Raw genomic sequence first — 20237 nt, forward strand, 5'->3', positions numbered from 1 at the left:
GGAACAGCGCGGTCGGTTAGGGGCGCGGGGAACAGCGCGGTCGGTTAGGGGCGCGGGGAACTGCGCAATCTTTTAGGGGCGCGAGGAACTGCGCGGCCGGCCCCCACCGACCTCGCAGAAAATCACGACGCTCACCGCGGAGCGTCAAGCGCCCAGGCCACATCCCTCAACAAGGCATGCCGCCAGCCGGCCCGATCGTGCCCCGCGGGCGATCGCGAAACCCGTACGGTCGCCCCGGCTTCAGAGGCCAACGCCTCAACCAACTCACAGTGCGGCAACATCCGCCCCTCATGCTCCCCCACATCGAACGCAACCCGCAGCCCAGCCAGTTCGGCCCCCCGGTCCCGCAACCGCGCCGCGATGGCCCCGCCGAGCGGCCCGCCGAACGGGTCGGCCAGCTCCATGGCATCGGGCGTCCACCAGAACGACCCCGACTGGCACGCGACACGCGACACCAACTCCGGGAACTCCAGCGCCGCGTACACCGCGCTCAGCCCGCCGAGGCTCTGCCCGGCGACCACCAGCCGGTTCTGGTCGGAGGGGACGTCGGACTCCGCCACCAGCGGCAGCAGTTCGTCCCGGACCGCCTCCCAGAGTTCGCGCCTGCACGCGAACTCGGCCGCCCTGTCCTTGCTCGGCAGGAAGACGAGGGTGACGGGAGGCATCTCACCACTGGCGACGGCCGAGTCGAACGCGGTCATCGCCGGGTGCAGATACAGCCAGTCGTCCCCGTCGAGCAGCAGGACCACCGGTCCGCCGCCACCCACCGGATGGACCCGCACGGTACGCCGCCCGCCGAGCCGTTCACTGTTCCAGCGGAGCCGGGTGAGCGGGAGAGGCAGGACGACATCGGCGCCGACGACGGGCCAGTGCGGCTGGGCCGGGGCGTCCGGGGTCGCGGCGATGGACCGGTCGCCACCCGCACCGACCGGGTTGAACGGGTCGGCGTACGCTTCGTCACCCGCGAGGAACCGGTAGGTCACCCGCAGCCGCGCGGGCATGCGCACCTCGGCGTACCAGCAGTCCGTGTCGCCCCACCGTCGCAGGGGGACCGGCTCCGACCAGCTCTCGAACTCGATGCTCGCCGGAGAGCCGCGCCACAGGAACAGGGTCACCCAACCGCCGTCGTCGGCAGGTACGGACGCGGGTGTCCCCGCCGCCGCCCAGAACTCTTCGGTGCCTGGTTCGCCGGGGAGTCCGAACGCGACGACGGCGCTCTCCCTGTCGGCCGCGAGGCCGGGGACGGCATCGGTCATGGCCGGACCCGTTCGATCACCAGGCGCATCAACGTCTCCTTGTGAGAGGGAAGGTGAGAAGGATAAGCTCGCTTCTAATTAGGCGAGCCTAACCTAATCATGGCATTCCTCTCCATCCTCGAATCCACCCCGGCTCCCTCCCCGATGAGCTTCCTGAAAGGGCCACCGAACATGAGCACCAACCCTTTCGACGACACCGAAGGCCGCTTCCTGGTCCTGGTGAACGACGAGGGCCAGCACTCGCTCTGGCCGTCCTTCGCCGAGGTGCCCGGGGGGTGGACGGTCGCCTTCGACGAGAACACCCGAGAGGCGTGCCTGGACTACATCGAGGCGCACTGGACCGATCTGCGCCCCCGGTCCCTCGCGACGTCCGGGGACGTGTGACCCCGCCGACCACTCCGGGGGGACACCGCTGATGCTCTGCACCAGACTGACGAACGCCCGCTTCCTCACCATGGATCCGGACCACCCCGTGGCCCACGACCTGGGCATCTGGCGGGGCCGGATCGTGGGCCTGGACGAAGCGGTGACCTCCCTGCCGGCCCGCGAGGTGATCGACGTCCAGGGCGCCACCGTGCTGCCCGGGTTCATCGACAGCCATGTGCACCTGGCCTGGACCGGTTTCAAGGCGGGCACCCCGAGCGTCGCCCCGTGCACCTCGGTCGAGGACGTGCTCGCCGCCGTGGCGGAGGCGGTGGCCCGTACGCCGGAAGGGGGCTGGGCGGACCTCGCGGGGTACGACCAGCGTGGCCTCGGACGCCATCTGACCGCCGCCGAGCTGGACAAGGTCAGCGCCGGGCGAAAAGTCTTCATGATGCACGACTCCGGACACGGCTGCATGGTCAACACGGCCGTCCTGGACCTGCTCCCCGCCGAACTCCCGCACGAGGAGGGCTTCCTGGCTGAGGGCGCCATGGGAGCCGCCCGAGCGCTTCGACTGCCGTACTCCCAGCAGGAGTTGGCCGACGCGATCGGGCTGGCCGCCCGGACCTGTCTGGCCGAGGGAGTGACGGCCTGCGCGGAGGCGGGCATCGGAGGCGTGCTGTTCGGGCACAGTCCGGTCGAGCTCGGCGCCTATCAACTCGCCCAGGAGCAGGGCAAATTGCCGCTCAGGGTGCAGCTCATGGTGTCCGCCGACCGCCTGCGCCCCGTCACCGCGCACGAGGACGACGGCATTCCCCGCGCCCTCGACCTCGGGCTGCGCACCGGGTTCGGCGACGACCGGCTCTCCGTGGGTGCGCTGAAGATCTACACCGACGGCGGCATGATGGCCCGTACCGCCGCGCTCACCGGCCCGTACCAAGGGCTCGACCACACGGGCCAGTTGCAGGACGACCCCGAGATCCTCGCCGACACCATCGTCGACGGCCATCTCGCGGGCTGGCAGCTCGCCGTGCACGCCATCGGCGACCGGGCGGCCGATGTGGCCCTGGACGCCCTGGAGCGGGCACAGCGGATCCGGCCCCGCCCGGGCGCCCGGCACCGCATCGAACACGCCGGCCTGATCCGGCCCGACCAGCTGGAGCGCTTCGCGCGGCTGGGCGTGACGGCCGTGATCCAGCCGAACTTCCTGCGCTACTTCGGCGACGACTACGCGGCGATCATGGGGGAGGAGCGGGCGCCCTGGCTGTACCGGGGGAGGGGTTTCCTGGAGCACGGGATCACGCTCGTGGGCAGCTCCGACCGGCCCGTCGCGGACGGATCGCCGCTCAGGGCCGTGCAGTTCATGGTCGAGCGCGCGTCCACGTCGGGTCAGGTCATCGGCCCGGACGAGGGCATCACGGTCGACGAGGCCCTGCACGCGTACACCGTGGCCGGCGCCTTCGCCTGCCACTGGGAGGAGAGCGCGGGGAGCCTGACCCCGGGGAAGCGCGCCGACCTGGTCGTCCTGGGCGACGACCCGAGGAGTGTCGACGTCTCGCGCATCGGCAACATCGAGGTGGTCGCGACGTACGTCGACGGCCGTGAGACCGAGGAGGCCGCGTCGTGAGCACGCGGACGGACAACGACAACACCCGGTACGCACACCTGTGGCAGGGGTCGCCCTACCCGCACCGGTGGGTGCTCTGGGACACCGCCGACGGCATCCTGGTGTTCGACCGGGACGCCAACGGCCTTGTGGACATCGACGACGAGCGTGTCCGGCACGAGGTTGTACGCAGGATGCGCGAGGCGGGCGTACCGGAGAGCGACGACTACCCGGGTCGCCCCTGCTCGTGAACGACCCGCTTCGGCGAAGGCGAAGGCGAGCGGTAAGACGAGGGCGAAGGGCAGGGCTAGAGCGGCGAAGGCATCACATGCTCTGTGCCGCCCTGCCGTGCAGGAGCTGGCGGATCAGCTGGTCGGTGGTGCACACCACGCTGGTGCGTCCGATCCACCGCAGTGCCATGGAGTGGTCCTCGGCGGAGAAGTCGGCCACCGCGTCGGCCACCACGAACGGCTGGATGTCGTTCATGAAGGCGTCCGCCGCCGTCAGCAATATGCCGAGATGTGCCCGCACCCCGCAGAGGATCAGCTGGTCGCGCCCTTCGGAACGCAGCAGCCGGCCCAGATGACTGCGCAGGAAGGCGTTGTGGCGGACGTTCACAAGTACGTGCTCTCCCACCCTGGGCGTGAGTTCCGCGACGATCGCCGCGTCGTCGCCGGGCTCCTGACCGATGCCAGGGCCCCAGATGTCGGTCATCAGCCCTCGCTGGCCCGGGCGTTGGGCGGCCGGCTCGGCGCTGAACACCACCGGCATGCCGAGCGTCCCCGCGAGCTCGCGCAGGGTGGCGCTGTTGTCGAGCAGCTCCACGACGGGCGAGCAGTCCGGCGGGAAGGCCTGGACGAAGTGGTTCTGCATGTCGTGGATCAACAGCGCGGCCCGTGCCGGATCGATCGTCCAGGGCGGGCCCGACGGGGGCACCGCGGAACGGTCGGGCATGGGATAGGAGTGGATGACCGGCAAGCCCATGGGCGGACTCCTCCCTGATGGCGTGTGCGCCGAGTCCGATTGAGAGAAGTTAGCTTAGCCTAAGCTAACTTGATGAGTGGTGGATCGTCAGATGGCCGGTTCGGCCCAGTTACCAGGAGTTCGAGGAGCGAGGATCATGGCGAGCAGTACGTACCGGGACGCCTGGGGCATCCCGCATCTCCGTGCCTCCGATCCGTTGCAACTGGCCTTCGCCCAGGGGAAGAACGCGGCGCGCGACCGGGCCTGGCAGATCGAGACCGAAAGACATCGCTCGCAGGGCACCACCGCCTCCTTCCTCGGGCCGGCCGCCGTCCCCTGGGACCGTTTCGTCCGCCGGGCCCGGCTCGACGACACGGCCCGGCGCTGCTTCGAGACGCTGGAGGAGGAGACGGCGGCCTGGGTGTCGGCGTACGTGGACGGGGTGAACGCCGGCCTTGAGCGGGGAGCGGCCGACGCACCGGAGTTCGCGGCCACGGGACTGACCCCGGGAACCTGGCAGAAGTGGACGCCCCTCGGCGTCTGGCTCGCCCACCACATCCTCTTCGCCGGATTCCCGACCAAGCTGTGGCGCGAGGAGGTCGCGCGCCGACTCGGCGACGAGGCCCTCGAACTCTTCGCCGCGGACGGCCCCGCCACCTCGGGCTCCAACGGCTGGATGGTCGCGGGCGACCGCACCGAGTCCGGGGCCGCGCTCATCGCCGGCGACCCCCACCGATTCATCCAGGACCCGGGCTTCTACCAGCAGATCCACCTTTCGTGCCCGGAGTACGACGTCGTCGGCTTCGCTGTGCCCGGAGTGCCCGGCATCGCGCACTTCGGCCACACCGGGACCGTGGCGTGGGCCATCACCAACGCCATGTCCGACTACCACGACCTCTACCGGGAACAGCTGCGCACCACGGATGGCGGCATCGAGGCGCTGGGGCCCGAAGGGTGGCGGCCGGCCGCACAGCACCGGGAGACCATCCGGGTCGCGGGCGGCGACCCGGTCGAGATCGACGTGATCGAGACGGAGCGCGGACCGGTCGTCATCGACGGGCCCGTCGAGGGGGCCGAGGGCGACTCGGGACCCACCGCGCTCTCCGAAGGCATCAGCCTCCGCTACCCGCCCCGCGTCACCGAGGACCTGGGGTTCGATGTACTCCCGGCCCTCCTCCGGGCCCGTACGGTCGCGGACGTGGACCGGGCGCTCGACCGCTGGATCGAGCCGGTGAACGTCGTGTACGCAGCGGACACGTCCGGCGGGCTGCTCCACCGCGTTGCCGGATACGTGCCCGTACGGCACCGGGAGAACGGGCTGCGGGTCGTGCCCGCCTGGCGGGGCGGGCGCGAGTGGCAGGGCCGTCACGACACGCCTCGCGCCGAGGTGGACGGCATCGCGGTGATGGCCAACGAGCGTGGCCTCGCGGCGCCGCTGGGCACGGAGTTCGCCCCGCCGTACCGCGCCGACCGTATCCAGCACCTGCTGCGCGCGTCACGGCAGTGGGCGCCCCACGACATGGCCGCCATCCACATGGACACCCAACTCGCCTCCGCTGCACCCCTGTTGGAGCGAGTGGCACGGCTCGACGGACTCGGCCCCGAGGCGGAGCGGCTGAGGGCGCGGCTGCTGGCCTGGAACCGGCACATGGACGCCGACAGCGCCGCCGCCGCGGACTACGCCCGGCTGCGCTCCGCGGTCGTACAACGGGTCGCGGCGGCCCCCGAGTTGAAGAGCCTCGCCGTGCCGCCCCTGCCGTATCCCGCGGTGTTCGAGCCCTGGCTGAACCTCACCGCGAAGGTCGCTTCCGCGCTGGAGAACCTGCTGGCCACCGAGTTGCTCCCGGGGCTGGACAGCGCGGCGGTCGTCCGGGCGGCTCTGGAGGAGACCGCGCGCCTGGAGCCCGTCACCTGGGGTGAGCTGCACCGGCTCGCCCCCGCCCGGATCCTCCCCGCAGCCGAGGGCGAGGAGTGGCCCGGCCTCGGCGGGGACCACGACTGCGTGCTGGCCACGTCGAGCACGCCCGGCCTGACCGATCTCAGCTCCCGAGGGCCGTCCGCCCGGTACGTCTGGGACCTCGCCCGCCGCGAGAACAGCCTCTGGACCGTGCCCCTGGGAGCACGCGGCATCCCCGGAGACCCGCACCGGCGGGACCAGCTACCTCTGTGGGTGACCGGTCAACTCGCCCCTGTCATCACCGATTTCGCGCTCCTCGTAGAAGAACCGGAGCACGGTTCCTGAAGCCTCGGAATGTGATCGTCCGTTCTTCATGCGGACGAATGAAAGGCGAAGGCCCCTGGTTTTTCGCTCTCCCCGCTCGGACAGACCGGGGTCATGGTTCACGGGAATTGGGCGGAGACTTCAGGCGTGTCCGGGATCGGCGATCCGGAACTCCATGAATCCCAGGAGGAGTTACGAAGGGCGTTGTCCTGGGAGGTGATCGCCGGCCACCGGGAGCGGCTGATGAGACTTGTCCGCCGGCGTCTTCCGAACGCGCAGGACGCGGAGGACTGCGTGCAGGAGGCGATGCTGAGGACGGCCGCCTGCGGCGATCTGGACCGGGAGCGGATCGGTCACTTTCTGACCTCGGTGGCCCTGCGCCTCTGTGTCGACAACCACCGCGAACAGGAGCGGAGCCGGCTGCTGCTGCCCCGCACCGCCGATGTCCGTACGCCCGAGACCCCGGACGAGGGCGTGTGCGACCGGGACTTCGGGCGCTGGCTGCTCCGCCAGGTGTACCTCCTGCGTGGCCGGGAGCGGCAGGTCGTGCTCGCTCGCGCGCATGGAATCTCCACTCTGGAATTCGCCCGCATCCACCAGATCTCGGTCAAGGCGGCCGAGGGCGCGTTCACGCGTGGTCGTGCGCGGCTTCGGCTGATCTGCGCCAGGTCCATGGACGGTGTCGTGGCGTAGGCGGCGTACGCCGTTTTCGAGCAACGCTCCCGATTCCTCCGGCCACGCTGTTCAATGAGTGTGAACGTATCTGCGGAAGGAGCCGTCCGTGTCCCCTGTGGTCGTGCCGCCCGTCGGTGCGCGCATCCGGCAGGCGCGTACGGCGCGGGGGATGAGCCTGCGCGGCCTCGCGCGGGAGATCGGGGTCTCCGCGAGCCTGATCTCCCAGATCGAGACCGGCAAGAGCCAGCCCTCGGTGAGCACGCTGTACGCGATCACCACCGCGCTCTCCATCCCGGTCGAGTCGCTCTTCGACGCGGAGGGGGAGACCGCCCGGACCCCGGCGCCCGCGGCCGTGGGTGCGCCCCCCGACACCGTGCTGCACGCCCTCGCCGCCTTCGCCGCCGACCCCGGCCGCAGGATCGGACCCCTGGTCGGAAGCGGTGAACGGGAGGTGCTTGAGCTCGATTCGGGAGTGATCTGGGAGCGTCTCGGCCATGTTCCGGGAGCGGACGTCGACTTCCTGCGCGTGACCTACCGACCTGGCGGTACCTCCTCCAGCGCGGGAGGCCTGATGCGGCACCCCGGGACGGAGTACGGCTATCTGACCTCCGGCGAACTCGTCCTCACCCTCGGCTTCGAGGAGCATGTGATCCGGCCCGGCGACGCCGTCTGCTTCGAGTCGACGACCCCGCACCGCTATCGCAACGATGGCAGCGAACCCGCTGTCGGCGTCTGGTTCGTGTTCAGTATGGGTTGACACTTTCCCCGGACGGTCGTTCACTCCGAATGAGGGTGGTGGTCGTCATGGCAATCCGCACATTCGGACCGAACGCCGTCGACTGGGAACAGCGCATCGACCTCGACCGGCTGCGGAGGCAGCGGCTGGCCCGGCTCCACGAGGCACTGAACCGCTCCGAGCTGGGGGCGCTGCTCAGCTTCGACTTCGCCAACATCCGCTACATGTCGTCCACCCACATCGGCACCTGGGCGATGGACAAACTGATCCGCTTCGCGCTGCTCGTCCGCGGCGGCGAACCGATCGTCTGGGACTTCGGCTCGGCCGCCCGCCACCACCAGCTCTACAACCCCTGGCTCGACTACAGCGACGGCAAGGAAGGCCCGCCCACCGGCGCCCGCGCCGGCATCTCCACCCTCCGCGGTGCCTTCCACCCGGACGCCGGCATCGGCGCGGACGTCGCGGCGAAGGTGGCGGCGGAACTTCGTGAACACGGCCTGGCGGGCGAGCCGTTGGGCGTCGACCTCGCCGAGATGCCCGTCCTGCACGCCCTCAAGGAACAGGGCATCGACGTCGTCGACGGCCAGCAGGTCTTCCTTGAGGCCCGCCGCGTCAAGACACCCGACGAGATCTCCCTCCTCACCCAGGCCTGCTCGATGGTCGACGCTGCCTACGAGGAGCTGTACGCCCACCTGCGGCCCGGCATCCGCGAGAACGAGTGCGTCGGACTCGTCAGCAAGGTCCTCTACGACCTCGGCAGCGAGTACGTCGAAGGCGTCAACGCCATCTCGGGCGAGCGCTGTTCACCGCATCCGCACGTCTACAGCGATCGGCTGATCCGCCCCGGCGACCCCGCCTTCTTCGACATCCTGCACAGCCACCTCGGCTACCGCACCTGCTACTACCGCACGTTCGCCGTCGGCAGTGCCTCGCCCGCCCAGCGCGACGCGTACATCCGCTGCCGCGCCTATATGGACGAGGCCATCTCCCTGGTCCGGCCCGGTGCCACGACCGCCGACATCGTCCAAGTCTGGCCGCGCGCCGAGGAGTTCGGCTTCCCGGACGAGACGGCCGCCTTCGCGCTCCAGTACGGGCACGGGGTGGGCCTGTCCATCTGGGAGAAGCCGATCTTCAGCCGCCTCGTCTCGCTCGACCATCCCGAGGTTCTCGAAGAGGGCATGGTGTTCGCCCTTGAAACCTATTGGCCGGCGGCGGACGGCTGGTCGGCTGCGCGCATCGAGGAGGAGCTCGTCGTCACGGCCGACGGGTGCGAGGTGATCACGAAGTTCCCCGCCGAGGAACTCCTCGTCGCGGGCCGCAAGTACTGGACCGTAGGCGGCGAGCTCAACACCCGGCGCGAGTCCCAGTCCCACCTCAACACCCGCGAGGGTCGGGGGGAACGATGACGGACGCCCTCCAGCGGGAGGAGGCGGCAGGCCCGGACGCGGCCCAACTCCTCGCGCTGTACGAGCAGATGGCCGTCATCCGGCGTACGGAGAAGGCCGCCCACGACCTGTTCATGTCCGGCCTCGTCAAGGGAACCACTCATCTCGCCGCCGGGCACGAGGCCATCGCCGTCGGCGCGAGCGCGGCCCTGCGCGACGACGACTACGTCTTCGCCACCTACCGCGGCCACCACCACGCCCTGGCCCGTGGTGCGACCCCCGAGGAGTGCCTCGCCGAACTCATGAGCCGCGCCACCGGACTCTGCGGGGCCAAGGGCGGCTCGATGCACCTGACCAAGGCCTCGCGGAACATGCTCGGTTCGTACGCGATCGTCGGCGCCCATCTCCCGATAGCGGTCGGCGCAGCCTGGTCGGCCCGGCTGCGGGGCACCGAACAGATCGCCGTGGCCTTCTTCGGCGACGGCGCGACCAACATCGGAGCCTTCCACGAGGCACTCAACCTCGCCGCCGTGTGGAAGCTGCCCGTGCTGTTCGTCTGCGAGAACAACCTCTACATGGAGTACACCCCGATCGCCGACGTGACCGCGGTGGCCAACCCCGCCGCAGACCGGGCGCCCGCCTACGGCATCCCCGGCGAGATCGTCGACGGCAACGACGTGGTCGCCGTCCAGGAGGCGGTGACCCGGCTCGCGGGTCGGGCCCGGGCAGGAGACGGGCCCAGCCTGCTGGAGGCGCAGACCTACCGGCACTTCGGCCACAGCCGCGCCGACCCGGCGACGTACCGCCCGGCGGAGGAGGTCGAGCGCTGGCTCAAGCACGACCCGCTGGACGTGGCACGCGGCCGGCTCGCCGAACTCGGGGTGCCCGCCGACACGGTCACCGAGGCCGACGAGCGTGCAACCGGCCTCGTACAGGCGGCAATTGAGGCCGCAAAGAGCGCACCCGCGCCCGATCCCCGGGAGGCGCTGACCGACGTGTGGGCCGACGGAGGTGCGGCGTGGCGGACGTGATCACCTACCGGCAGGCGGTCGCCGAGGGCATCGCGCGGGAGATGCGGCGCGATCCGACGGTGGTGTGCCTGGGCGAGGACATCGGCGCGGCGGGCGGGGTGTTCAAGACGACCGCCGGGCTGCACGAGGAGTTCGGGTCCGGGCGGGTGTGGGACACGCCGATCTCCGAACAGGCCATCGTCGGAGCCGCGATGGGCGCCGCGATGACCGGGATGCGACCCGTCGCCGAGATCATGTTCTCCGATTTTCTTGCCTGTTGCTGGGACTACCTCGCCAACGAGATACCCAAGGTGCGGTACATGACGGGCGGTCAGGTCACCGTCCCGCTCGTGGTGCGCACCGCCAACGGCGGTGGACTCGGCTTCGGCGCGCAGCACTCGCAGGCTACCGAGAACTGGGCGCTGACCGTCCCCGGGCTGAAGATCGCGGCACCGGCCACACCCGCCGACGTGGTCGGCATGATGGCGGCCGCCATCCGCAGCGACGACCCCGTGGTCTTCTTTGAGCACAAGGGACTCCTCGCGACCAAGGGAGCGCCCGCACCGCCGGACCACGTCGTCGAACTGGGGCGGGCGGCCGTCGTGCGAGAGGGCGCCGACATCACGCTCGTGGCCCTCGCCTCGATGGTTCCGGTGGCGCTCACCGCCGCCGAACGGCTGGCCGAGGAGGGCATCGAGGCGGAGGTGATCGACCTGCGCTGCCTGGTGCCGCTCGACACCCGGACCGTGCTCGGCTCCCTCGCGAGGACCTCGCGGCTCGTGACCGTCGAGGAGAACCCGTACCAGGGCGGCTGGGGCGGCACGCTCGTGTCGGTCGTCGCCGACGAGGGGTTCGGCCTCCTCGACGCGCCCGTGCGCCGGGTCGCCGCCGAATGTGTGCCCCTGCCCTTCGCGGACGCGCTCGAGGAGCAGGTGATCCCCACCGTCGACAAGGTCGTGACCAAGGTCCGCGACCTCACCGCGTACTGAACTCGGCAAGGAGAGAGGCGAGTAGGGCGATGACGAATCGGATGCTCCTGCGCTCGGGCCATGTGATCTCGATGGACCCCGACATCGGGGACCTGCCCGGCGGTGACGTCCTCATCGAGGACGGGAAGATCGTGGCGGTCGACCGCGACATCAGCGCGGACGCCGAGGTGCTCGACATGACGGGCCGCATCCTCGTGCCCGGCTTCGTCGACACCCACCGCCACACCTGGGAGGCGCCCATCCGCGGCTGCGCGCCCAACGCCACCCTCGACGACTACTTCGTGGAGGTCCTCGACACCTTCGCGCCCGTCTACACACCCGAGGACGTGTACGCGGGAAACCTGGCCGGCTCGCTGGAGTGCCTGAACGCCGGGATCACCACCCTCGTCGACTGGTCCCACATCAACAACACGCCCGAGCACCCGGACGCCGCGGTCCAGGCACTCGGCGAGACCGGCATCCGCGCCCAGTACGCGTACGGCAGCGCCAACACCTCGCTCGCCGACTACTGGTACGAGAGCAAGATCTCGATTCCCGGGGACGACGTACGCAGGGTGAGGGACCGTCACTTCGCCTCGGACGACGGGCTGTTGACCATGGGCCTCGCCACCCGGGGCCCCGGCTTCTGCATCAACGACGTCGTCGAGGCCGAATGGCGCCTCGCACGTGAACTGGGCATCCCCATCACCGTGCACGTAGGCATGGGACGGCTGGCCGGCCGCTTCGGGATGGTCAAGCAACTGCACGAGCTCGGGCTGCTCGGCTCCGACACCACCTATGTGCACTGCTGCTACTTCAGCGAGGAGGAGTGGCGGATGGTCGCCGACAGCGGCGGCACGGTCTCCGTCGCGCCGCAGGTGGAGCTGCAGATGGGGCACGGCTGGCCGCCCGTGGCGAAGGCCATCGAGCATGGGCTGCGGCCGTCCCTGAGCATCGACGTGGTCACCACCGTGCCCGGCGACATGTTCACCCAGATCCGCGCGGCCTTCGGCGCCGAACGGGCACGGGTGAACGCCGACTGCTGGCAGGCCGACATCCCCGTACCCGAAACGATGTTGACGGCACGTCAGATGCTGGAGATCGCGACGGTCAACGGCGCCCATGTCGCGGGACTTGAACACCGCACCGGTTCACTGACCCCCGGCAAGCGCGCCGACGTCGTCGCGATCGACGCGACCGCGCTCAACGTCGCGCCGCTCATCGACCCGGTGGCCGCCGTGACGCTGAGCGCGGACGTGTCCAACGTCGAGACCGTCATCGTCGACGGCGTCGTCCGCAAGCGCGACGGCAGGCTGCTCGCCGACGTCGGGCGGGCGCGGCGCCTGGTCGAGGAGTCCCGCGACCGCCTCGCGGCAGCGGTCGAGGCACGCGGGAAGCAGCAGGCATGACGCACCACGTGATCCGGCGGGCGGCGGACGCCACGTTCGTCGCCCCGCCCCAACTGTCGTACGGGAGCACGGGATTCACACGGCGGACCGTGGTCGCCGAGGAGGACGGCTCCGTGCACACGGGCTTCGGCGTCTGCGAACTGACGCCGGACGGGGCCATCGGGGCGCACGTCCACTCGTACGAGGAGTCCTTCCACCTGCTCTCCGGGACGGTGATCCTCGATACGCCCGAGGGCTCGTACCTCCTCGAAGAAGGGGACTACGGGCTGCTGCCGACGGGCGTGCCGCACGCCTGGCGCGGGGCCGGGGACACCGCCGCGCGCTGGGCGGACATGCTCGCACCGGTGCCGAGGGCGCGCTACGGACACGACACCCGGGCGGTGCCCGCACTGCCGGACCGCGAGTCGTTCCGCGAGCCGGTCCGGATCGACGTCCGCGACCCGCGCACCCGCTCGTTCGGCCACTTCGAGGCCGCCCAGATGGACCCCGGCAAGCAGTCCCAGGACCTCCTCGCCGTGTCGGCCAGCATGCGCACCGCGCTGCTCGTCTACAGCGGGATCACCGTGAAGATGATGGTGGACGCCGACCTGGGCGCGGTGGCCTCGACGATGTTCATGGTGCAGTACGCGGCCGACGGCGTCGCGGGCGCGCACGACCACCCCTTCGAGGAGACGTATCTGATCGTCGAGGGAACGGTGGACGCCGCCTTCGACGGCCGGCAGTACCGCCTCGGCGTGGGCGACGCCGCCTGGGCGGGCGCCGGTTGCGTCCACAGCTTCACCAACGCCGGTACGGGACCGGTGCGTTGGCTGGAGACCCAGGCACCGCAGCCACCGTCGCGCCACTCATACCGGTTCGCCCGCGACTGGGACCATCTGCGCGACGTGCGGGGGGCGGAAGAAGGGGAGAAGAAGCCGTGAGCCGTGACGTGCCGGGGGAGAGGCCAAGGCCATGAGCAGTGTTGTCGTCATCGGCGGTACGGCCGGCATCGGCCGAGAGTTCGCCCGCACCCGCGTGGAACGCGGCGACGAGGTCGTACTCACCGGCCGCGACGCCCACCGCGCCGACACGGCTGCCAAGGAGATCGGCGCGCACGGGCTGGCCCTCGACCTGTCCCGACCGCGCGAGATCGCGGGCGCCCTGGCGGGCGTCGAAAGAGTCGACCACCTCGTCCTCGCGGGCATCTCCCGCGACCAGAACACCGTCACCGACTATGACATCGACGCCGCGCTGCACCTGGTCACCCTCAAGCTCGTCGGCTACACCGAGGTGGTCCACACGCTGCTGCCCCGGATGAGCGGGGCGAGCGCCGTAGTGATCTTCGGCGGGCAGGCCAAGGAACGGCCCTACCCGGGCGCCACGACCGTCGCCACGGTGAACGCGGGCGTCACGGGCCTGGTGCGCACCCTCGCGAGCGAACTCGCCCCGATCCGCGTCAACGCCGTCCACCCGGGCATCGTCGGCGACAGCCCCTTCTGGGCGGGCAAGCCCCCGGAGGTACTGGAGAACTACCGCACCCAGACGCCCACGGGACGGCTCGCGCGCATGCGGGACGTCGTGGACGCGGTGGACTTCCTGCTGCGCAACGAAGCGGTCAACGGTGTCAACCTCGGTGTGGACGGGGGGTGGTTGCTGCGATGAGCGAGCGTGGCCCCGGCACCGGGGGTCCGCCGGCTCAGCCTCAGGAGGTCTTGAACCCCACACCCGCGTACAGCGGCACCGGCGCCTCGCCCTTGAGCCGCTCGCCCGCCGCGAGTTCCGGATGCCACTCCGGCAGGGGGACGACCCCCGGCTCGACCAGTTCAAGTCCCGTGAAGAAGCGGGTCACTTCGGCGTGCGAACGGGCCACGAGTGTGACGCCGCCCGCCGCGTACGACCGCACGGCCCGGTCCATGTTCTCCGGATCGTAGTCCCCGGTGATCATCGACAGCACGACACAACTGCCGGGCGGCAGCGCCTCGACCAGGCTGCCCACCAGGTCGTACGCCCCGTCCTCGTCGGCGACGAAGTGCAGCAGCGCGACCAGCGACAGCGCGATGGGCCGGTCGAAGTCGAGGACGGCCCTCGCCTGTTCCAGGACCTTGCCCGTGTCGCGCGCATCCGCCTGGATGTACTCCGTCACCCCTTCGGGAGTGCCGTGCAGCAGAGCCGCGGCGTGGGCCAGCACGATGGGGTCGTTGTCGACGTACACGATCCGCGCGTCGGGCGCCGCGGCCTGCGCCAACTGGTGGAGGTTGGGCTCCGTCGGGATCCCCGCACCGATGTCGAGGAACTGACGGATGCCCGCCTCCTGGACCAGCCACCGCGTGGCGCGGTGCATGAACCAGCGGTTGTTGAGCGCGGAGTGCCTGGCGTGGGGCTCCAACGCCAGCATTTGAAGGCCCAGTTGCTCGTCGACCGGGTAGTTGTCCTTGCCGCCGATGAGCCAGTCGTACACCCGTGCGGGATGCGGTCTGCTGGTGTCGATCCGGTGCGCGGAAGGCTCTGGCCCCGTCATACGGCGCTCCTCTGCTCATCGATGTGTGCGAGCAGTGTGCCACCGGTCACCGGATCTTCGAATGCCTTTGCCGGGCCCTGCGAGGGGGAAGTCCCGCTCTAGGAAGGCGGTTTGAGCGGGTCGTGGCCCAACGCCATCAGCCGATGCCGGCGCTGTGTCTCCTCGGCCCCCGGACCGGCCAACGGTTCGCTCCCGGCGTCCGTCTCGGCCGTGACGGCGTCCACGACCTCGTACATCACGTCGAGGTCGTCGTCGGTGAGATCGGTGCGGCGCTTCTGGAGGATGGCCAGCACATGCTCACCGGTGGGCGAACCCGCGTGCTCCGGCAACGGTCCCGTCTCCTCGGAGGCGTCGCTCACCCGCAGCCACGCGGCCAGCTCCTGCGAGGTCATGTTCACCGCGCGGTGGAACTCGTCCCACAGCGCGTCGAGTTCGAGGGCGTCGGTCATGACGTACCCCTTCCCCTTTCGGTCGTGCGCTTGCCCCTGCCTGCGTGGCCCGCGTGGCCTGTGCGTGTGTCGTGCGGGCGCTTCTCGCGGCGCCGCGTACGCACGCCCGCGGCCTCAGGCGCGCCGCGGCCAGTCCTCGGCCTGGAACATCCAGCGGTGCTTCTCCAGCTCCGCCGTCAGACCGATCAGCAGGTCCTGGGTGACGGGGTCGGGCTCGGCGGTCGCGGTGATCCGCTCCCGCAGCAGTCCTATTGTCGCCTCCAGCGCCTCGACGAGCACGCCGACGACCTCGGTGTCCTGGACCCAGCCCTCCTTCGGGCCCTGCGGGGCGGCCGTCGCCGCGACGGTCTCGGGCCGGCCGTCCGGCGGCACACCGAGCGTCGCCGCGCGCTCGGCCACGGTGTCGGCGTACGTACGGGCCGTGTCGACGACCTCGTCGAGCTGCAGATGGATCGATCGGAACCGCGGGCCCACAATGTTCCAGTGGGCCTGCTTGCCGATGAGTGAGAGCCCGAGCAGATCCACCAGCGTGCCCTGCAGGGCCTCCCCGACGACCTGACGAGCAGACTCGGACAGGGTGCTCTTCACCACGGTCATAGTGCGTTTCTCCTTGAGGTTTTCGATGTTCGCGACGTTTGCCGACGGCGGACCATGCGGAGCAGTGCGGCGCGCTCCTCCTCGCCCGTGCCGCCCCACACACCGGAGGTCTGTCCGGTGGAGAGCGCCCACGCGAGGCACTGGCCGGTCACCGGACAACGGGCGCAGACGCGCTTGGCGGCGGCGATGTCGTGCCGTGCGGGGCCGACCGAACCCACGGGGAAGAACAGTTCTGGGTCCTCCTCCGCGCAGGCCGCTCGCCGCAACCACTCCATGCGGGGGCGGGTGCCCAGGGCGGATCAGCGAAAACACCCGATTCCGAAGACACGCGGCCCGTCGCCCTCAGCCGGCGAGCACCCGGTCCACGAAGGCGGTCACGTCCGCGAGGACCGTGTCCTTGTTCGTCTCGTTGAACACCTCGTGCTGAGCGCCCGCGTACACACGCTCGGACCAGTCGGCCCCGCGCAGCTCCTCGATGCCCCCGCGGCTGGCGGGCAGCGGCACGATCCGGTCGTCGTCCCCGTGCAGCCAGAGCAACGGCAGCGCACCCACGTCACCGCTCTTGGCGATGGTCTCCAGAGTGCGTACGAAGGCCTCCAGGGTGGGGCGCTTGAACGGCCCGTGCCAGACCAGCGGATCCGCCGCGTACGCCGCACCGACCGACGGGTCGCGCGAGAGCGTCGTCGGGTCGATGGGGATGTCGGGTAGCGGATCGAGCGCGAGCAGCTGGGGCAGCAGGTCCCAGCTGCCGATGACCGGCCCGGAGAGGACGAGCGCGGCCAGGCCGTCCCCGTACCGCTGGGCGTGTCGTGCGGCGATGAGGCCGCCCATGGAGTGGCCGATCAGCACGACCGGCACGTCCGGGTGGGCGGCCCGGGCCAGCCGCTCCACGGCGTTGACGTCGCACACCACGTCCTCGAAGTCCTCGACCAGCACCCGCTCGCCCGCCGACTTCCCGTGCCCCATGTGGTCGGGGCCGAACACGGCCGCGCCGTGCCTGTGCAAGACGTCGGCCACGTACTCGTACCGGCCGATGTGCTCCCCGTAGCCGTGCACCAGCAGTGCCACGTACCGAGGCCGTTCCCGTGGCCACTCGCGTGCGGTGATCGTGCCCCGGGTGCCCGTGAGGGTGTGCTCGCGGGAGTCGGCCATGGGTCCTCCATCGGCGTCGGCGAAGGGTCGGGGGCGATCTTTCCAGGAGGCGGGGGAGCGGTCCATAGCGCGCGGCCGGTGTCGGAGGCAGGGGCCACCTGTCGAGACGGTCCTGACGCGACCGGATACGTGGGCATAGCATCGGTCCCCGCATGAACACGATGACGCTCTGGCACATATCCCTGTGGGAGTTCGCCGCACTCGCCGCCGCGGCCCTGCTCGTCGGCTTCTCCAAGACAGCCGTCAGCGGAGCCAACACCGTCAGTCTCGCCATTTTCGCGGCCGTCCTGCCCGCGCGGGCGTCGACCGGAGTCCTGCTGCCGATCCTCATCGTCGGTGACGTGCTCGCCGTGCTCACCTACCGGCGGCACGCGCACTGGCCCACGCTCTGGAAACTGTTCCCCGCGGTCGCCGCGGGAGTGATCGTCGGCACGGTGTTCCTGATGTGGGCCGACGACCAGGTCGTACGGACGTCGATCGGCGCGATCCTGCTGCTGATGGCCGGGGTCACCATCTGGCGCCGACGCAGGGCCGAGGCGGAGGAGGAACCCGAGTCACTGGCCACGCGGACCGGCCGCGTCAAGGCCCGTTCGTACGGCGTGCTGGGCGGATTCACCACGATGGTCGCCAACGCCGGCGGCCCGGTGATGTCGATGTACCTGCTCTCCGCGGGCTTCCGGAAGCTCGGCTTCCTGGGGACCTCCGCCTTCTTCTTCCTGATCGTCAACGTCTCCAAGGTCCCCTTCAGCGTCGGCCTCGGCCTGATCGACGGCAACTCGCTGCTGCTGGACGCGGCCCTCGCCGCCTTCGTCGTACCAGGGGCGTTCATCGGGAAATGGGCCGTGAACCGGATCAATCAGCGACTCTTCGAGCAGCTGGTGATCGCGGCGACGGTGGTGGGCGGAGCACAGCTGCTCCTGCGCTGAGCCCCGTCAGCCGTCGCCCGTCGCCCGGCGCGCGCGGTCGCCTAGTACGCCGATTCCGTGGCGTCCCCGTCCGGCCGGACCTAGGCTGGAGGCGTCAACAGTGTGTTCCCGGGGCAGGGAGGCTGCGGCCATGTCCGAGGCGTCCGGTCACGAGGATCCACCGGCATCCGCCCGTTATCTGCCGATCGCCGAGCACGGCCTGATCGGCGATCTGCGCAGCGTGGCCCTGGTGGGCACGAACGGCACGATCGACTGGTACTGCTGTCCGTCCTTCGACGCCCCCAGCGTCTTCGCCTCGATCCTCGACGCCGAGCGGGGCGGCTCCTTCGAGCTGGCGGCCGCCGTGCCGGCCCGGACCAAGCAGTTCTACTTCCCCGACACGAACGTCCTGGTCACCCGGTTCTTCACCGAGGACGGAGTGGGTGAGATACAGGACTTCATGCCGGTGGACGGCGACGAGACCGAGGCGGACCGGCACCGGCTCATCCGCCGCGTGCTGTGCGTACGCGGCTCGATCCCCTTCCGCGCGCGCGTGGCCCCCCGGTTCGAGTACGGAGCCCAGCCGCACACCGCACGGCTGCACGACGACATGGTGATCTTCGAGTCCGAGAACCTGGCCCTCGCGCTGACCGCCACGGAGCCGCTCGAATGCGACGGGGTCGACGCGCGCGTGGACTTCAAGCTCCAGGAGGGCGAGTCCGCGGTGTTCGCCCTCGACCAGGTCAGCGGTGCCATCCAGCCCCGCCGCTGCCCGCGCGCCGAGGCCGAGGCGCTGTTCAACTCCACGGTGGCCTTCTGGCGGCACTGGCTGACCGCCTCCCAGTACCGCGGCCGGTGGCGGGAGATGGTGCACCGCTCCGCGCTCACCCTCAAACTGCTCACCTACGCGCCGACCGGCGCGATCGTGGCCGCGGCTACGACCAGCCTGCCCGAACAGCTCGGCGGCGAGCGCAACTGGGACTACCGGTACGTGTGGGTGCGCGACGCCGCCTTCTGCGTGTACGCGCTGCTGAGGCTGGGTTTCACCAGCGAGGCCGAGTCCTTCATGGCCTTCGCGGCCAGGCACATCACCCCGGGCGACGGCCACCCCGGGGGCCCGCTGCAGATCATGTACGGCATCGACGGCCGCACCGACCTGCCCGAGCGGGAACTGTCCCACCTGGAGGGCTACCAGGGCTCCTCCCCCGTCCGGGTCGGCAACGCGGCCTCGGACCAGCTCCAGCTCGACATCTACGGGGCGCTCATCGACTCGGTCTACCTCTACGACAAGTGGGCCCAGCCGATCTCCAGCGACCAGTGGGACAACATCTGCGGACTGGTCGACTGGGTCTGCGAACACTGGGACCAGCCCGACGAGGGCGTCTGGGAGACCCGCGGCGGCCGTAAGAACTTCCTCTACTCCCGGCTCATGTGCTGGGTGGCGATCGAGCGGGCCATACGGCTGGCGACTCGCCGGGGCCTGCCCGCGGACATCGTGCGCTGGCGCGACGCCCGCGACACGATCTACCGGCGGATCATGAAACGCTGCTGGTCACCGGCGCGCCAGGCGTTCGTCCAGCACGAGGACGACGACGTCCTGGACGCCGCGGTGCTGATGATGCCCCTGGCCAAGTTCATCTCGCCGACCGACCCGAAGTGGCTCTCCACCCTCGACGCGCTCACCGAGGACCTGGTCTCCGACTCGCTGGTCTACCGCTACGACCCGAACGCGAGCCCCGACGGCCTGCGCGGCGAGGAGGGCACCTTCTCGATCTGCTCCTTCTGGTACGTCGAGGCCCTGACCCGGGCCGGACGGCTCGACGAGGCACGGCTGGCCTTCGAGAAGATGCTCACCTACGCCAACCACCTCGGCCTGTACGCCGAGGAGATCAGCCACACCGGCGAACAGCAGGGCAACTTCCCGCAGGCCTTCACCCATCTCTCCCTGATCAGCGCGGCGTTCAACCTGGACCGGGCCCTGGGCTGACAGCGGCCGAGGCCGGTGGACGGATACGCGGATCGGCGACCGGAGTCCGGGCCCGTAC

General features: G+C 70.4%; 21 protein-coding genes. 14 read left to right on the forward strand and 7 right to left on the reverse strand.

All coding sequences use genetic code 11. The features are described from left to right. Positions 1-131 precede the first annotated feature (131 nt). Complete coding sequence (locus tag ACN20J_RS42215; protein WP_419668026.1) at positions 132-1256, reverse strand: alpha/beta hydrolase-fold protein; 1125 nt, start codon at positions 1254-1256, stop codon at positions 132-134. A 171-nt stretch (positions 1257-1427) separates the two neighbouring features. Between ACN20J_RS42215 and ACN20J_RS42220 the strand changes: the two genes are divergently transcribed. From ACN20J_RS42220 to ACN20J_RS42230, 3 genes are read left to right on the forward strand one after another with little or no spacing between them, the layout of a single operon-like run. After that, positions 1428-1640 (forward strand): MbtH family protein, encoded by a 213-nt coding sequence (locus tag ACN20J_RS42220; protein ID WP_189839450.1) that lies wholly within the window; start codon positions 1428-1430, stop codon positions 1638-1640. Positions 1641-1671: 31 nt separating this feature from the next. Continuing rightward, a complete protein-coding gene (locus tag ACN20J_RS42225; RefSeq protein WP_419668027.1) occupies positions 1672-3246 on the forward strand; it encodes an amidohydrolase in 1575 nt (524 codons plus the stop codon). Beyond that, complete coding sequence (locus ACN20J_RS42230; RefSeq protein WP_419668028.1) at positions 3243-3476, forward strand: hypothetical protein; 234 nt, start codon at positions 3243-3245, stop codon at positions 3474-3476. Before ACN20J_RS42225 ends, ACN20J_RS42230 begins: the two co-directional genes overlap by 4 nt. Positions 3477-3549: 73 nt before the next feature. Here the strand turns inward: ACN20J_RS42230 and ACN20J_RS42235 are convergent, their stop codons facing one another. Further along, positions 3550-4209 (reverse strand): isochorismatase family protein, encoded by a 660-nt coding sequence (locus tag ACN20J_RS42235; RefSeq protein WP_189839447.1) that lies wholly within the window; start codon positions 4207-4209, stop codon positions 3550-3552. A gap of 136 nt (positions 4210-4345) precedes the next feature. Between ACN20J_RS42235 and ACN20J_RS42240 the strand changes: the two genes are divergently transcribed. From ACN20J_RS42240 to ACN20J_RS42280, 9 genes are all read left to right on the forward strand, one after another. Beyond that, on the forward strand, positions 4346-6430 hold the full coding sequence (locus ACN20J_RS42240; protein ID WP_419668029.1) for a penicillin acylase family protein: 2085 nt from the start codon (positions 4346-4348) through the stop codon (positions 6428-6430). 126 nt (positions 6431-6556) lie between these two features. Then, entirely contained in the window at positions 6557-7102 is a 546-nt protein-coding gene (locus ACN20J_RS42245; protein WP_419668030.1) for an RNA polymerase sigma factor, read from the forward strand. Between the two features lie 88 nt (positions 7103-7190). Beyond that, positions 7191-7841 (forward strand): helix-turn-helix domain-containing protein, encoded by a 651-nt coding sequence (locus ACN20J_RS42250; protein WP_189839444.1) that lies wholly within the window; start codon positions 7191-7193, stop codon positions 7839-7841. Between the two features lie 47 nt (positions 7842-7888). Then, entirely contained in the window at positions 7889-9226 is a 1338-nt protein-coding gene (locus ACN20J_RS42255; protein ID WP_190227509.1) for a M24 family metallopeptidase, read from the forward strand. Further along, the gene (locus ACN20J_RS42260; RefSeq protein ID WP_189839442.1) at positions 9223-10236 is read left to right on the forward strand and encodes a thiamine pyrophosphate-dependent dehydrogenase E1 component subunit alpha; all 1014 of its coding nucleotides are present in this window, start codon (positions 9223-9225) and stop codon (positions 10234-10236) included. Before ACN20J_RS42255 ends, ACN20J_RS42260 begins: the two co-directional genes overlap by 4 nt. Continuing rightward, the gene (locus ACN20J_RS42265; protein ID WP_189839441.1) at positions 10224-11204 is read left to right on the forward strand and encodes an alpha-ketoacid dehydrogenase subunit beta; all 981 of its coding nucleotides are present in this window, start codon (positions 10224-10226) and stop codon (positions 11202-11204) included. Before ACN20J_RS42260 ends, ACN20J_RS42265 begins: the two co-directional genes overlap by 13 nt. Before the next feature lie 29 nt (positions 11205-11233). Beyond that, a complete protein-coding gene (locus ACN20J_RS42270; protein WP_189839440.1) occupies positions 11234-12592 on the forward strand; it encodes an amidohydrolase family protein in 1359 nt (452 codons plus the stop codon). After that, entirely contained in the window at positions 12589-13512 is a 924-nt protein-coding gene (locus ACN20J_RS42275; RefSeq protein ID WP_419668031.1) for a cupin domain-containing protein, read from the forward strand. The genes ACN20J_RS42270 and ACN20J_RS42275 overlap by 4 nt, the downstream gene beginning before the upstream one ends. A 31-nt stretch (positions 13513-13543) precedes the next feature. Continuing rightward, positions 13544-14233 (forward strand): SDR family NAD(P)-dependent oxidoreductase, encoded by a 690-nt coding sequence (locus ACN20J_RS42280; RefSeq protein ID WP_189839438.1) that lies wholly within the window; start codon positions 13544-13546, stop codon positions 14231-14233. Positions 14234-14273: 40 nt separating this feature from the next. Here ACN20J_RS42280 and ACN20J_RS42285 read toward each other — a convergent pair whose 3' ends face one another. The 5 genes from ACN20J_RS42285 to ACN20J_RS42305 form a co-directional block, all read right to left on the reverse strand. Further along, positions 14274-15089 carry an SAM-dependent methyltransferase gene (locus ACN20J_RS42285; protein WP_189839437.1) on the reverse strand — a complete coding sequence of 272 codons (816 nt, stop codon included), beginning with the start codon at positions 15087-15089 and terminating at the stop codon, positions 14274-14276. Between the two features lie 98 nt (positions 15090-15187). Then, positions 15188-15538, reverse strand: a complete 351-nt coding sequence (locus ACN20J_RS42290) for a DUF3140 domain-containing protein (RefSeq protein WP_189839436.1) — start codon at positions 15536-15538, stop codon at positions 15188-15190. A 114-nt stretch (positions 15539-15652) separates the two neighbouring features. Then, complete coding sequence (locus tag ACN20J_RS42295; RefSeq protein WP_189839435.1) at positions 15653-16135, reverse strand: Dps family protein; 483 nt, start codon at positions 16133-16135, stop codon at positions 15653-15655. After that, complete coding sequence (locus ACN20J_RS42300; RefSeq protein WP_189839434.1) at positions 16132-16410, reverse strand: WhiB family transcriptional regulator; 279 nt, start codon at positions 16408-16410, stop codon at positions 16132-16134. The genes ACN20J_RS42295 and ACN20J_RS42300 overlap by 4 nt, the downstream gene beginning before the upstream one ends. A gap of 67 nt (positions 16411-16477) precedes the next feature. Continuing rightward, complete coding sequence (locus tag ACN20J_RS42305; protein WP_189839433.1) at positions 16478-17287, reverse strand: alpha/beta hydrolase; 810 nt, start codon at positions 17285-17287, stop codon at positions 16478-16480. Positions 17288-17439: 152 nt separating this feature from the next. Between ACN20J_RS42305 and ACN20J_RS42310 the strand changes: the two genes are divergently transcribed. Then, on the forward strand, positions 17440-18213 hold the full coding sequence (locus tag ACN20J_RS42310; protein WP_419668032.1) for a sulfite exporter TauE/SafE family protein: 774 nt from the start codon (positions 17440-17442) through the stop codon (positions 18211-18213). Between the two features lie 130 nt (positions 18214-18343). Further along, on the forward strand, positions 18344-20179 hold the full coding sequence (locus tag ACN20J_RS42315) for a glycoside hydrolase family 15 protein (RefSeq protein WP_419668033.1): 1836 nt from the start codon (positions 18344-18346) through the stop codon (positions 20177-20179). The last annotated feature ends 58 nt before the right edge of the window (positions 20180-20237 follow it).

Source organism: Streptomyces sp. 2-1, from assembly GCF_048564895.1.
In the GTDB taxonomy this organism is placed as follows: Bacteria; Actinomycetota; Actinomycetes; order Streptomycetales; family Streptomycetaceae; genus Streptomyces; species Streptomyces phaeochromogenes.